Below are 13,730 nucleotides of genomic sequence, written 5' to 3' on the forward strand. Positions count from 1 at the left end.
TACGTCCAGTACGAGGGCTTGCGGCCGGCACGCCGAGAGCACGCACCGGACGCCGTTCCTTGACGGGCGAACGCTGCCTGCCGCGGCACTAGCCGGCGCTCACCCGGAGTTCCTTGACCCCGTTGATCCAGGCCGAGCGCAGCCTGCGCGGGTCGCCCGCCAGGGTGAGGCCCGGCATGGCGTCGGCGACCGCGTTGAAGATCAGGTTGATCTCCATGGCGGCCAGGGACTTGCCGAGGCAGAAGTGCGGGCCTCCGCCGCCGAAGCCGAGGTGGGGATTGGGGTCGCGGGTGATGTCGAAGACGTCCGGGGAGTCGAAGACCTCGGGGTCGCGGTTGGCGGAGGAGTAGAACAGGCCCACCCGGTCGCCCTCTTTGATCTTCTGGCCGCCCAGCTCCGTGTCCTGGGTGGCCGTTCGCTGGAAGGAGACGATGGGGGTCGCCCAGCGCACGATCTCCTCGGCGGTGGTGGACGGGCGTTCGCGCTTGTACAGGTCCCACTGGTCGGGGTGGGTGAGGAAGGCGTGCATGCCGTGGGTGATGGCGTTGCGGGTCGTCTCGTTGCCCGCGACGGCCAGCATCAGCACGAAGAATCCGAACTCGTCCGAGGCGAGGTTGCCCTCGTCCTCCGCCGCCACCAGGGTGGTGACGATGTCCTGCGCCGGGCACTGCTTGCGGTCGGCGGACATGTTCATGGCGTACGCGATGAGTTCCATGGCCGACTGCTGGCCGACTTCTTCGGTGATCGCGTACTCCGGATCGTCGTACGAGATCATCCTGTTGGACCACTCGAAGATCCTGAGGCGGTCCTCCTGCGGGATGCCGATCAGCTCGGCGATGGCCTGGAGGGGCAGTTCGCAGGCGACCTCGGTGACGAAGTCGAAGGGGCCGGTGCGGGCGGCGGCGTTCGCGGCTATGGCGAGCGCGCGGCTGCGCAGGTTGTCCTCCAGGGCGCGGATCGCGCGAGGGGTGAAGCCGCGCTGCACGATCTGGCGGACCCGGGTGTGCTCGGGCGGGTCCATGTTGAGCAGGATCAGCCGCTGGGCGTCGATCGCGTCCCGTTCGATGTGCTCGTTGAAGCGGATGATCGCCGTGTTGGTGGTGGACGAGAACAGCTCCGGGTGCGTGGACACGTACCTGACGTCCGCGTGCCGGGTGACCGCCCAGTAACCCTCGTCGGCGAAGCCCGCGATACCGGGGTGCTGGGGCACCCAGTGGACCGGTTCGGTGGCGCGCAGCTCGGCGAACTCCGGGAGGGGTATGCGGTGATGGAGCAGGTCGGGGTCCGTGAAGTCGAACCCTTCGGGCAACGCGGGGCAGTGCGCCATCGGAAACTCCCGTCATCTGAACAGTATCTGACGGTCCATCAGGAATGGTGGGTGTCGCGAAGGTAGTAACGGGTTCTAGAAGAGGCAAGGGGTGCGACGCCCCCAATTCCGGGCACCACTTGTGGTATCGGGCGCTGCAAGGGGGTTGCGGTGCCGGACGGCCCGTCAGCAGACTGCAAGCAGAACTAGAACGCGTACTAGTTCTGCGTGGCGGGTGGCCGGGACGCCCGCGCCGCGCGGGTGACCTGAGGAGAGGAACTCCCCATCATGGCCGCGGAACCCGTGATCGTCGAAGCCGTACGCACCCCCATCGGCAGGCGCGGCGGCGCGCTCGCCAACCTCCACCCCGCCTATCTTCTGGGCGAGACCTACCGTGAGCTCCTGGGCCGTACCGGCATCCCCGCCGACTGCGTCGAGCAGATCGTCGGCGGCGCGGTGACCCAGGCCGGCGAACAGTCCGCCAACCCCGCCCGCACGGCCTGGCTGACCATGGGCCTGCCGTACGAGACCGCGGCGACGACGGTCAACGCCCAGTGCGGCTCCTCCCAGCAGGCCTCGCACATGGTCGCCAACATGATCGCGGCGGGTGTCATCGACGTCGGCATCAGCTGCGGGGTCGAGGCCATGTCGCGGGTGCCGCTGGGATCGGCTTCCAAGCACGGGCCCGGGAAGCCGTTCCCGGAGGAGTGGAACGTGGATCTGCCCAACCAGTTCGAGGCGGCGGAACGCATCGCCCGAAAGCGCGGGCTGACCCGCGATGACGTGGACGCGCTGGGGCTTCTCTCGCAGGAACGGGCGGCGGCCGCGTGGTCGGAGGAGCGGTTCAAGCGGGAGACGTTCGCCGTCCAGGTGCCCACGACGGAGGAGGAGCAGGGGGCCGGGCAGGGCATGTGGCGGCTCGTCGACCGGGACGAGGGGCTGCGGGACACGTCGATGGACGCGCTGGCCGCCCTGAAGCCGATCATGCCGACCGCTGTCCATACGGCCGGCAACTCGTCCCAGATCAGCGACGGTTCGGCCGCGCTGCTGTGGGCGTCGAAGCGGATGGCGCGGGCGCTGAAACTGCGGCCGAGGGCACGTGTGGTGGCCCAGGCGCTGGTGGGCTCCGACCCGCACTTCCATCTGGACGGTCCGATCGACGCGACCCGGGCGGTGCTGGGCAAGGCGGGCATGACGCTGAAGGACATCGACCTGGTCGAGATCAACGAGGCGTTCGCTTCCGTGGTGCTGAGCTGGACGCAGGTCTTCGAACAGGACCTGGAGAAGGTGAACGTGAACGGCGGCGCGATCGCTCTCGGGCATCCGGTGGGTGCGACCGGCGCGCGGTTGATCGCCACGGCGCTGCACGAACTGGAACGCGTGGACAAGGAGTTCGCGCTGATCACCATGTGTGCGGGCGGGGCGCTGGCGACGGGGACGATCATCCAGCGGTTGTGAAAAGGTGGCGCAGCCGTACCTCAGGGGGCCGTGGACCCGCCTGACGGTGGCGCCCGCGTGGACGGGCGGAACTGATCGAAACCCTGTGCGTACGGGCCGGCTGCGTTAGCCTCGTTCTGCCAGTGAGGCGAACTGGCGTATGGAGAACATGATTTCGGGGGTTCCGTGTCGGACGAAGCTGCCGCGCTGCGGCAGGCCGCTGCCGCGCCGCTGCGTCCCGCCGACCCCGAACGTGTCGGCCCGTACGTACCGTTGGCGCTGCTCGGCAGCGGCGGCATGGGGCGGGTCTATCTCGCGCGCCCCTCGGACGACAGTCCCGGCCTGTTCGCGGTCAAGGTGATCCGCCCGGAGTACGCCGAGGACCCGAGATTCCGGCGCCGCTTCGAGCACGAGGCGTCGGTGCACGGCCAGGTCCGCACAGAGCACGCGCCGAAACTGTGCGGTACGGGGTTCCAGGACGAGTTGCTGTGGATGGCCACGGAGTATCTCGCCGCGCTCGACCTGGCGGACGCCGTACGGGAGGACGGTGCCCTGGGGCCGGGCGCCGTCTGGCGGTTGGTGGCGGAGCTGGGGCAGGCGCTCGCCGACCTCGCCGCCACGGGGATCGTGCACCGGGACCTGAAGCCGTCCAACGTGCTGCTGTCGGTCCAGGGCGCCCACGTCATCGACTTCGGCATCTCGAAGGCCGCCGACGCGAGCGCGATCACCGGCACCGGCAACCGGGTCGGAACGCCCGCCTACATGTCCCCGGAGTACCTCAGAACCGGCCACTGCGACCCGGCGTCCGACGTGTTCTCGCTCGCCGGGACCCTGATCTACGCGACGGTCGGCCGGGCCCCGTTCGGCGACGGCACCGGCGTCGACGTGATGCACCGGGTCGCCTTCGAGGAGCCCGACGCCGAGGTGATCGGCGAGATCACGGCAGCCGACCCGGCGCTCGGCGAGCTGCTCTCCGCGTGCCTCGCCAAGGAACCCGAGCGACGGCCGACGCCGGCAGTGCTGGTCGCGGCGGCGCGTGGGCGTGCCGGCGCGTCGGAGGCATCCGGGTGGCCGGAGCCACTCCATGGCAGGGTGCTGGAGCGGCAGCGGGCGTACGAGACGTTGTACCGCGTGCCTGTGGAGCGGGCGGCGGAGCTACGGTTCCCGGGCCGCCCGAACCCGGCGTCTCCAGCCGCGTCTCCGGCCGCGGTGCCGGTCCAGGCCCCCGGTGCTTCCGCAGGCCCTGCACCTGTCCCGGCGTCGGCAGAGACCCCGGCGAGAGGCGCGGGCCGGTCTGCTCCGGGCGCCGACTCCGTCGTATCGTCGGCGAACCCGGCGAACCCGGCGAACCCGGCGGCGTCGTCCGCTGAGACGTCTCCGGGGCGGTGGAGCCCGGGTGGAGTCCTCGTCTGGGTTCGCAGGCGACCGGTGCCGACCGCCGCGGCGGGCCTCGCCCTCTGTGTCCTGGGTGCGCTGGTCTTCGTACTCGCCCGTCCGGAGACCAGCGCGACCGCCCTGCCCCCGGGGGCTGTTACGACCGCCCCCGACGGCACCGCGTTCACCGAAGGTAGCCCCTCGTCGGCACCGGGATCCCCGGACGGGAGCTCCCTGCCGGGCGCGTCGGGCAGCGGCCCGGACGCCGACGGCCCCGCCGAGCCCTCGGAGATCTCCGGCTCCACCGTCGACGGCGGACAGGCCGACCCCACGTCCTCCGGCACGGGCACGGGCACCGGCACCGGTACCGGCACGGACAACGGTGTCGGCGATGGAACGGACACCGGTACCAGTACCGGCACCGATGCCGGTACCGACCCCACTCCGTCCCCGGACGACTCCTCGACCGGGCCCGCCACGGCCCCCTGGACCACCGACTGCACGTACTACACGGGCAACGGCCGTACCGGCCTGGGCGACCAGGGGAAGAAGGTCACGCAGGCCCAGTGCATCCTGTCGAAGCGCGGGTACGACCTCGGCGGCTCCGGTGTGGACGGCATCTTCGGGGAGAGCACCGAGGCGGCGGTACGCACCTTCCAGAGCGACAGGGGGCTGGACGTCGACGGGGTGGTGAAGCAGGCGACCTGGGCCGCGCTGAGGGCGGCCGAGTGACCCCGGCCGCCCGGGTGCGCCGAGGCCCCGCCCCTGCGGCAGGGTGGAGCAGTAGGCCGGTTGCACCGGAAGAGGCCTGACGCAGCATCAGCAGGTGCACAGGTACACGTAGTTGCTCACGTTCACGTTCCCTGGCTTGTCCGCGGTGATCGACACGAACGACGTCCCGATCGACTTCGTCACCTTCTTTCCCGCACCGCGTCCACCGCTTTCCGTACCGCCTGCGTACCGATCCTCTCGGCCTTCCGCGCGATCACTGCCTGGACTGTTCCAGCGACGACCGCCGCCAGTACGGCTACCTGGTCCCGGCCAACGCCATGGCGGCCGTCGCCCTCGCCGCCCTGGCCGGCCTCGCCGAACTGGCGACGGTGATCGGAGCCCTCGACCTCGCCGCCGACGCCACGGCCCTCTCGGGCGGGATCGCCACCGGGGTACGTACGTACGGGGTGACCGCAGGGGCAGATGCGGCGGTGTACGCGTACGAAGCCGACGGTCTCGGCGGGCAGTCGCTGATGGACGACGCCAACATCCCGGGCCTGCTCTCGCTGCCCTACTCGGCTGGTGCGACCCGGGCGCCCAGCTCTACCTGCGCACCCCCGAGTTCGTCCCCGGCGACGCCAACCCCTGGCACTGCGAGGGCAGTTCGGCCTCCGGCATCGGCAGCCCGCACACCGCGCCGGCCACGTCTGGCCGCTCTCCCTCACCATGCAGGCGCTGACCAGCGACGACGAGGCCGAGCTGGTCCGGCTCGCCGAGCCGCTGCTACGCACCGACGCGGACACCGGCTCCGTGCACGCGGGCTTCCACGTGGACGACCCCGCGACCTGCGCCCGCCCCTGGTTCGGCTTAGGCGACGCCCTCTTCGCCGAGCTGCTCCTCGACCTCACTGGCCGCTCGACGCCACGCCTGCGTCCCCGCCTGCCCACGGCCGAACCGCCCCAGCCGTAAAGCCGCTTACGGCCCTGCCCGCGCAGGCGCTCGCTACCATCTCCGGCGTGTGCGCAAACATCATGGTCGCCGAAGACGACGCGAAGCAGGCCGAACTGGTGCGCCGCTATCTGGAGCACGAGGGACACACCGTCACGGTCGTCGAGGACGGCCGTACGGCTCTCGACCAGGTCCGGCACCAGGAGCCCGACCTGGTCGTCCTCGACGTGATGATGCCCAGGGCCGACGGCCTCGACGTCGTACGGATTCTGCGCGCCGAAAGCCGGGATGTGCCGGTGCTGATGCTGACGGCCCGCAGCACCGAGGACGATCTGCTGCTCGGCCTCGACCTCGGCGCCGACGACTACATGACCAAGCCGTTCAGTCCCCGCGAACTGACGGCCCGGGTACGGACGTTGCTGCGCCGCAACCGGCGCGGCGCCGACCCGGCCCCCGTACCCGCCCCCGCCCCCGACCCCACGCCCGCCCCCGAGCCCGAAGTGGGCCCGGACGACGAGGTGTTGGCGGTCGGCGCGCTCAGGGTCGATCCCGCGCGGCACGAGGTGTCGGTCGGCGGAACGCCCGTCGAGTGCACGCCCGGTGAGTTCCGTATCCTCGCGGCGATGGCTGCCGAGCCCGGCCGGGTCTTCACCAGGGCACGGCTCCTGGAGGAACTGCACGGCTTCGACAAGTACATCAGCGGCCGGACCGTCGACGTGCACATCATGAACCTGCGCAAGAAGATCGAGCGCGCCCCACGACGTCCGGCCCGCATCGTCACCGTCTTCGGCGTCGGCTACAAACTGACGGACCCCGCGAAGAACGCGCGCCATGCGTCGTCCTGACAAGGGGGGCGCGCCGGGTGCCCGGCTGCCGCTCCGCAAGAGCCTGGCGGGGCGGCTGCTGACGGTGTCGGCGCTGGTGGCCTCGTGCTCGGTCGCCGCGACCGCCTGGCTGGCCGTGCAGACGACCTCCGTCGCGATCCGCCAGGAACAGGGGCAGAACCTCAAGTCCGACGCGAAGATCTACGACACCCTCCTCGGGTACGCGGCAACCCACCCCGACTGGGAGGGCGTCGACACCACCGTGCGCGCACTGGCCCAGGAGTCCGGGCGCCGGATCGTGCTCACCACCCAGGGCCGACGCACGTTCGTGGACTCGGCCAACTCCAGCTCCGCGGGTGACAGTTCGGCGTCGGCTGCGCTGGCGCCGCAGCCCTCGGCGGTGGTCGACCCGCTCTCCGTCGACACCGTGCTGGTGCCCGACGCGGCCAAGGCCGGCGCGGACCGCGTCGATCCCCGGGCCGTGGGGCCCTTCCGGCTGCCCGCGAAGGAACGCGCAGCGCTGCGGAAGGCGTCCGCCGGGAGGGTGGAGTGCCTCAGCCGGATGGGAATCGCCGCCGACGTCGTCGAGAGCCCGGGCGGACGGCCCCGCGTCCAGTTCGTGAGCGACGAGACCGAGGGCGGGACCGACAGCGAGATCGACCGGGAACTGGAAGCGAAGTGTCTGGAGTCCTTCCCGGTCGGTCCCACCCCGACCGAGCGGAAGGCCCTGGGCGCCCTCAACCAACTGGCCGACGCCTGCCTGACACGACAGGGCCGTAAGGCTGTGAAACTGAACCTGGACCTGTCCTGGGACCGCAGTTACGCATACGGGCGGGAGGACGCGGTCCCGGGCACCTTGGACGGCCTCGGCGACCGGGAGGCGGCGGCCCTGGCCGCCAAGAGGGCGGAGGACGCCGCGACGGCCGAACGGAAAGCGGCTTCCGGCGGCGCGCTCGACTACACCCCCGCCGAGATCCGCGACAGTGCGTACGACCGGGCCGTCGCCGCCTGTGTCGGCAGCGCCCGCCGGGAACAGCTCACGGGCCATGTCGCCGCGCCCGCACTGCTGTTCATCGACGGTCCCGGTGCCGCCGGCGTACCCGGCCTCGACCTCTCCCGGGCCAACACCGCACGCATCGCCGGCGTCACCGCCCTGGTCCTCGCCCTCACCGTCGGCGCCTCGGTGCTCGCGGGAGCCAGGCTCGTACGCCCGTTGCACGCGCTCACCGGCGCCGCCCAGCGCATGCGGGACGGCCTGGACGCGACACCGGTGCCCGTGCCCGTCGTCTCGGACAACGAGATCGGGCGGTTGACGGCGGCCTTCAACGACATGGCCGCGCACCGGGCCCGGCTGGAGGAGCAGCGCAAGGTGATGGTCAGCGATGTCGCCCATGAGCTGCGGACGCCGCTGAGCAACATCCGGGGCTGGCTGGAGGCGGCCCATGACGGACTGGCCGACCCGGACCCGGCGTTCGTCTCCTCGCTCCTGGAGGAGGCGTTGCAGCTCCAGCACCTCATCAACGACCTCCAGGACCTGGGCGCGGCCGACGCGGGCGCCCTGCGGCTGCACCGAAAACCGGTACGGATCGACGAACTCCTCGGCCAGGCCGCCTCGGCACACCAGGGGTTGGCCGAGACCGCGGGCGTCACGCTCACGGTCCTCACAGCGCCACCGGGCACTGCCCGCCCACCGCTCCTCGAAGCCGACCCCGTACGGCTGCGCCAGGCCGTCAGCAACCTGCTCTCCAACGCGGTACGCCACACCCCGGCCGGCGGCACGGTGACCCTGCGCTCGTACGTCACCGACGCGCGGGACGAGTTCGCCGTGGAGGTGTCCGACACCGGCAGCGGCATCCCGGCGGGCGACCTCCCGTATGTGTTCGACCGCTTCTGGCGGGCGGAGAAGTCCCGCAACCGCAGCACCGGCGGCAGCGGTCTGGGCCTGGCGATCGTCCTCAAGCTCGCCGAGGCCCACGGCGGCACGGTGGACGTGACGAGCACGGAGGGAGAGGGCGCCACCTTCACCCTGCGGCTGCCGACCGCCGATACGGAGGGGACCGCGGCCGGCCCTGATGGGATGACCACGGCGATCTGACAGTTTTCTCACAAGTGGCCGCCAGGCTGGGGGCATGCCCGGAACCTGGTGCGGATCGGCAACCAGGTACGACCAAGCCGGGCTGGAACTGGAGCCCTTACATGTCCCGCCGTCTGACCCTGCGCCCGTTGCGTCCCCTGCGGCTCGCCGTCCTGACCGGCGTCGCGGCCGGCGCGCTGCTCGTCCCGGCCTCCGCGGCCTTCGCCGCCGACCCGACTCCGACGCCGGGCGCGACCGACCTGACCCCGGAGGAGAAGGAGGTCCTGGAGAAGAAGAAGGCCGAGGACGCGAGGGCGGCCGAGGCCGCGAAGGCCGGCAAGGACTACCCGCGGGGCGGTGTCGCCGCGGGCGAGGCCCCGGCCGGCGACAGCACATCCACCCTCGTCGGTTCGGCCACGGGCGCGCTGCTGCTCGCGGGGGCCGGCACCTACGTACTGCGCCGCCGCACCACCGCACGCCGGGACGGCTGACCCGGCAGCACGACCTCTCGTACGAAACGGTGGCGCCGTCCTTCACCGGGCGGCGCCCTGTGCGTTCCGGCGAACCCTCGCACCCTGTCTGGAGCCCGCGTTGTCCCCTGTGCACCGTCCGGCCCTGTCCCGGCCCCGCCTTGCCGTCGCTCTGCTCGCGACCGTCACCCTGCTCACCGGCTGCTCGTCCACCCCTGACCCGGCGGTCCGGGTCGCCCCCAGCGCCAGTGCCGCCGTGACCGCCACGCCGGACGCTCCGCACACCCCGGACGCCCCGGACATCCCAGCGTCCCCTGCCGAGGTCGCCGTCGCCTCGCTGGGGATCAGCAGTCCGCTGATGGAGCTGGGCCTCAACCCGGACGGGACGGTCGAGGTCCCGCCGGCCGAGAAGGGCATGACCGCCGGCTGGTACACGGGCGGTGCCGTGCCCGGTGAGGTCGGCGCGGCCGTCATCATCGGCCACAACGACACCCGCTTCGGCAGGGCCGTCTTCCACGACCTCAAGAAGATCACCAAGGGTGCGGACATCACCGTCACCGACGCGAGCGGTGACGCGGCCCACTTCACCGTCACGGGCACGGAGAGCGTCGGCAAGAACGCCTTCCCCACGGAGAAGGTCTACGGCCCGGCCCAGGACCGTGCTCTGCGGCTCATCACGTGCGACGGCGGCTTCGACGCCCAGGGCCATCCGGTGAACAACCTCATCGTGTACGCGACGCTGACCTGAGGGGCCGTATGCGGAAAACGGTGTGCCGGATTCGTCCTGACGTCACGAGTAACGTCCAAACCGTCCCTGCATGAAGTCTCAAGTAATGGCCACGACTTGGCCGATTGCGCACGCCAACAGTCCCTCCAGCACCTACTCTCCCTCCAAGTCCATGAACGGGGAACAGGGGAACAGGCGAGCTGAGGACAATGGAGCCACTTCGTCCCACGGATCCGGAACAGTTGGGGCCGTACCGTCCTGTCGCGCGACTCGGAGCCGGGGGGATGGGCGAGGTCTTCCTCGCCAAGGACGACCGCCGGCACACCGTCGCCGTCAAGGTCATCCGTCCGGAACTGGCCGCGGGCAAGGCCTTCCGCAACCGGTTCAGCCGCGAGGTGGAGGCGGCGCGGGCGGTGAGCGGCACCTACACGGCGTCCGTCGTGGACGCCGACCCGGACGGTCCCGTCCCCTGGCTGGCCACCACGCACATCCTCGGTCCGACGCTGGCCGAGGCGGTCGAGGCGTACGGGCCGCTGCCACCGAGATCCGTACTGGCCCTCGGCGCCGGACTCGCCGAGGCGCTGATCGCCGTGCACTCCGCGGGGCTGGTGCACCGCGACCTCAAACCGTCCAACGTGCTGCTCTCCGCCGAGGGCCCGCGCGTCATCGACTTCGGCATCGTCCGCGCCACCGACGGCTACGAACTCACCCTCTCCGGCGTGCTGTTGGGCTCCCCGCGGTACATGTGCCCCGAGCACGCCACGGGCGACCCGATGGGCCCGGCGGGGGACGTGTTCTGTCTCGGCTCGGTCCTCGCCTACGCCGCGACCGGCAAGGCGCCCTTCGACGGCTCCTCGGCGGCCACGCTGCTCTACCAGGTGGTGCACGGAACGCCCGACCTGACGGGGGTCCAGGATCCCCTGGACACGATCATCCGGCTCTGCCTGGAGAAGTCACCGGCGGCCAGACCCAGCCCGGACCGTCTCTCGGCGGCCTGCGCGCCCGGCGGCGCCGACGCGCTGGACTGGGAGGGCTGGCTGCCGGAGCCCGTTCTCTCCTCCATAGGACGGCAGGCCGCCGCCCTCATGGACCTGGAGCTCGGGGCCGACGGGAAGGCGGAGGTCCGCGAGCGGGAGGCCGCCCGCGCCGGCGCCACAGCCGCTGCCGGCCCCGGGGGCCGCCGCCTCGACCCGCGCTCCACGGTTCTCCGGACACTCGTCACGGAGCGCCCGCACAGCCCCCACCGCGTCGTCTTCCCCGAGCGGCCCGACCTCCCCGAACAGCCGAAGCCCGGCCCGGCCCGCGAGCAGTCACCGCCGCAACCGCCCGCGCAGTCGCCCGAGCGAGGCGCCCACCGCGCCCGGCGACCGCTCCGGCCGGGCCCCTCCCGCCGCAGGGTTCTCGCCGCCGCCGCGCTCACCCTGGGGACCGGCGCTGCCGCACTGCTCCACGGATCGAACGACAGTTTGAGCAGCGTGGCGACGCCGGCCGGTCCGGCGCCGGAACCGCTGTGGACGTACCGCAGCGACCCTCTGGTCCAGGCACCGGCGGTCTTCTACAAGGGCACTGCCCTGCTGAAGACCCAGTCCGGCACCCTGTTCAGCCTCGGGCTCGCCGACGGTGTCAGTCCCCGGTGGGCCTACCGGGGCATCAGCCAGTCGCCCACCCCGCCCCTCCTCGTCTCGGACGTCGTCGTCGCCCTCGGCACCGGCGCGACCGTCATCGGCGTCGACCCGGTCACGGGCGCCGAGCGGTACGCGCTGGACTTCGGGGCGGACTTCCGGTTCGACACGCTGCTCGGCGGGGCCAACGGCACGGTCACGATCGTCGGACTGCGGTTCGACCGGCAGGACAACCCGGACGGGTCGCGGGGGTCGGCCGCCTCCACGAACGTGGTCCTCGGTACGAATCTGCGGGCCCGCCTGGCCAGGGTCATCCCCATCAGCCCGCAGGACATCGGTCTCGACCTGAAACCGTTCATCGACTCCGGCCACTTCGTCTACCTGGACGGGCTGCACCGTCTGACGGCCCGTAGCAGCGAAGGCCGCGGGAGCGTGCTGTGGAGCCAGCCCATGGCGTCCGAGGCGGAAACCCGGTCGGCTCCGGTCGTGCTCGACGGGACGGTCTTCGCCGCCGACGGCGAGCTTGTCGCCGTGGACCTGGAGACCGGTGTGCTGCGCTGGCGGGTACGGCAGGAGAGGGGCGGATTCGCCTCGGTCGCGGCCGCGGGCGACACGGTGTACTGCACCACGAGGAGCCCGCACGGCGTCCAGGCGTTCGACGCCACCGACGGCTCTCGGCGCTGGTTCCGCGAGATGCCCGAGCTGGACCTGGAGAATCCTCTGATCGCGGGCGCCGGTGCGGTGTTCGTCACTGCGGCGGCCAACAGGAACGGCTTCTACGCGATCGATGCCGAGCGGGGCGAACTGCTCTGGAACTTCACGGACGGCCGGGACACCGGCATCAACGACTGGCAGCTGTCCTGCGCGGCCGGCAGCGCAGCCGACACCGACCACCCGCTGATCGCCCAGCACTTCGACAGGGTGTACGCGCTTCCGATGCCTCGGCGCTGAAGGCATCCGGGAGAACGTGACCCGTCACTGGGCGACTCGGCCCGCGGTCACGCGAAGGTGGTGGTGTGGCTCACGGCTGCTCCCAGGCGTCGGAATCCTCCGCCGGGGTGGTGGAGGCGCCGGGAGTGCCTTCCCCGAAGGACGGCGCCTGGAAGGGGTCGATCTCCGGGGTCGGCGAATCAGTCCTCGCGTGGAACGCGGTCGGTTCCGGCGCGGAGAACAGCGAAGTCAGCTCGATGGAAAATCTCCTGATTCTCGATACGGCACGGCAGATGTCACAGGACGGTCAGCTTGGCGTAGGGAACGATGATCCGTTCCTGACGCCCGCCGAAGTCGACGAGCACTGCGATGCCTTCTTCGACGGTGGTCACCCGGCCGAGGCCGAAGACGTCGTGAGTGACCCGGTCTCCTACCGCGAAATGCTTGGCAGGGGGTGCCACAGGGGCTTTGAAGGGGCTGGTGGCCAGGTGGGCCCGCGTTACCGCTGTCTTTGTCATTGACGCCAGTATGCTCCGCCTTCGGGCCGGCGTGGGCCCGGCTGGTATCTCCATCTTTTGCCAGCCATGCCGGCGCCCGGTCGGCGTACGGGATCGCGCACGGCGTGAAAGCCCGCTCGTTGACGCAGGTTGTGCAGGTCACACGGGGTGCCGAGGGTCGAGTCGAGCCTTCGCGACGGCCCGTCGGGCGGCGGGGGCCTACGCAGAGTAATCGCGAAGAGTTATGAATCGGTAGCCACTCTCCCCGTCAAGCGAGGCATGACGAACACAGAAGCGCCGACCCCCGAAGCGATCGGGGGCGGCGCCTTTGTGCGAATGTCCTGCCGTGCTGGGCCGGCTCAGTACCAGCCGTTGGCCTGCCAGAAGCTCCAGGCCGCGACCGGGCTGCCGTAGCGGTCGTTCATGTAGTCCAGGCCCCACTCGATCTGGGTGGCGGCGTTGGTCTTCCAGTCCGAGCCGGCCGCGGCCATCTTCGAGCCGGGAAGGGCCTGAACCAGGCCGTACGCGCCGGAGGAGGCGTTGGTGGCGTCGACGTCCCAGCCGCTCTCGTGCTCGACGATCTTGCTGAACGCGTTGTACTGCGCGTCGTCCGGGATCAGCTTGTGCGCGATCGCCTTGGCGGCGGAGGCGGAGGCGGTGGTCGCCGCCTCGGCGGGAGCCGCGGTCAGGACCATACCGGCGGTGGCGGCGGCCACGGCGGCGGTGGTGAGGGCCTTCTTCGGGGAGGCGATGGTGCGGGCGATGCGGGAGACGAACACGGAGAACCTTTTTCCTCGGGAGCAGATGCCG

Annotated in this window: 10 protein-coding genes and 1 pseudogene; 8 read left to right on the forward strand and 3 right to left on the reverse strand. The window is 71.3% G+C overall.

Annotation, left to right across the window (positions count from 1 at the left end):
* Positions 1 to 88: 88 nt before the first annotated feature.
* On the reverse strand, positions 89 to 1,327 hold the full coding sequence (locus RB628_RS23090; RefSeq protein ID WP_318322422.1) for a cytochrome P450: 1,239 nt from the start codon (positions 1,325 to 1,327) through the stop codon (positions 89 to 91).
* 267 nt (positions 1,328 to 1,594) lie between these two features.
* Here RB628_RS23090 and RB628_RS23095 point away from each other — a divergent pair, with 267 nt between their 5' ends.
* The 8 genes and pseudogenes from RB628_RS23095 to RB628_RS23130 all read left to right on the forward strand — a co-directional run bounded on the left by RB628_RS23095 (position 1,595) and on the right by RB628_RS23130 (position 12,444).
* The gene (locus tag RB628_RS23095) at positions 1,595 to 2,764 is read left to right on the forward strand and encodes a steroid 3-ketoacyl-CoA thiolase (RefSeq protein WP_318322423.1); all 1,170 of its coding nucleotides are present in this window, start codon (positions 1,595 to 1,597) and stop codon (positions 2,762 to 2,764) included.
* Positions 2,765 to 2,929: 165 nt separating this feature from the next.
* Positions 2,930 to 4,849, forward strand: a complete 1,920-nt coding sequence (locus RB628_RS23100; RefSeq protein WP_318322424.1) for a serine/threonine-protein kinase — start codon at positions 2,930 to 2,932, stop codon at positions 4,847 to 4,849.
* A gap of 317 nt (positions 4,850 to 5,166) precedes the next feature.
* A pseudogene (locus tag RB628_RS23105) lies at positions 5,167 to 5,797 on the forward strand (glycoside hydrolase family 125 protein).
* Positions 5,798 to 5,859: 62 nt separating this feature from the next.
* On the forward strand, positions 5,860 to 6,621 hold the full coding sequence (locus RB628_RS23110) for a response regulator transcription factor (RefSeq protein ID WP_318322465.1): 762 nt from the start codon (positions 5,860 to 5,862) through the stop codon (positions 6,619 to 6,621).
* Positions 6,608 to 8,695: a HAMP domain-containing sensor histidine kinase gene (locus RB628_RS23115; RefSeq protein WP_318322425.1), complete on the forward strand. Its 2,088-nt coding sequence runs from the start codon at positions 6,608 to 6,610 to the stop codon at positions 8,693 to 8,695. Before RB628_RS23110 ends, RB628_RS23115 begins: the two co-directional genes overlap by 14 nt.
* A gap of 101 nt (positions 8,696 to 8,796) precedes the next feature.
* Positions 8,797 to 9,165, forward strand: coding sequence for a sortase-dependent protein (locus RB628_RS23120; RefSeq protein ID WP_318322426.1), 369 nt, complete (start codon positions 8,797 to 8,799; stop codon positions 9,163 to 9,165).
* A 100-nt stretch (positions 9,166 to 9,265) separates the two neighbouring features.
* A complete protein-coding gene (locus tag RB628_RS23125; protein ID WP_318322427.1) occupies positions 9,266 to 9,892 on the forward strand; it encodes a class F sortase in 627 nt (208 codons plus the stop codon).
* A 263-nt stretch (positions 9,893 to 10,155) separates the two neighbouring features.
* Complete coding sequence (locus RB628_RS23130) at positions 10,156 to 12,444, forward strand: protein kinase domain-containing protein (protein ID WP_318322428.1); 2,289 nt, start codon at positions 10,156 to 10,158, stop codon at positions 12,442 to 12,444.
* 275 nt (positions 12,445 to 12,719) lie between these two features.
* Here RB628_RS23130 and RB628_RS23135 read toward each other — a convergent pair whose 3' ends face one another.
* Positions 12,720 to 12,941 carry a hypothetical protein gene (locus tag RB628_RS23135; protein ID WP_318322429.1) on the reverse strand — a complete coding sequence of 74 codons (222 nt, stop codon included), beginning with the start codon at positions 12,939 to 12,941 and terminating at the stop codon, positions 12,720 to 12,722.
* Between the two features lie 338 nt (positions 12,942 to 13,279).
* Positions 13,280 to 13,699: a transglycosylase SLT domain-containing protein gene (locus RB628_RS23140; protein WP_318322430.1), complete on the reverse strand. Its 420-nt coding sequence runs from the start codon at positions 13,697 to 13,699 to the stop codon at positions 13,280 to 13,282.
* Positions 13,700 to 13,730: the final 31 nt, after the last annotated feature.

This window comes from Streptomyces sp. ADMS (assembly GCF_033441795.1).
Classification (GTDB): Bacteria; Actinomycetota; Actinomycetes; order Streptomycetales; family Streptomycetaceae; genus Streptomyces.

Bases quoted from the DNA above. Each gene is read 5' to 3' on its own strand.
- RB628_RS23090 (WP_318322422.1), bottom strand. From the start codon at position 1,327: ATGGCGCACTGCCCCGCGTTGCCCGAAGGGTTCGACTTCACGGACCCC.
- RB628_RS23095 (WP_318322423.1), top strand. From the start codon at position 1,595: ATGGCCGCGGAACCCGTGATCGTCGAAGCCGTACGCACCCCCATCGGC.
- RB628_RS23110 (WP_318322465.1), top strand. From the start codon at position 5,860: ATGGTCGCCGAAGACGACGCGAAGCAGGCCGAACTGGTGCGCCGCTAT.
- RB628_RS23115 (WP_318322425.1), top strand. From the start codon at position 6,608: ATGCGTCGTCCTGACAAGGGGGGCGCGCCGGGTGCCCGGCTGCCGCTC.
- RB628_RS23120 (WP_318322426.1), top strand. From the start codon at position 8,797: ATGTCCCGCCGTCTGACCCTGCGCCCGTTGCGTCCCCTGCGGCTCGCC.
- RB628_RS23130 (WP_318322428.1), top strand. From the start codon at position 10,156: ATGGGCGAGGTCTTCCTCGCCAAGGACGACCGCCGGCACACCGTCGCC.
- RB628_RS23135 (WP_318322429.1), bottom strand. From the start codon at position 12,941: ATGACAAAGACAGCGGTAACGCGGGCCCACCTGGCCACCAGCCCCTTC.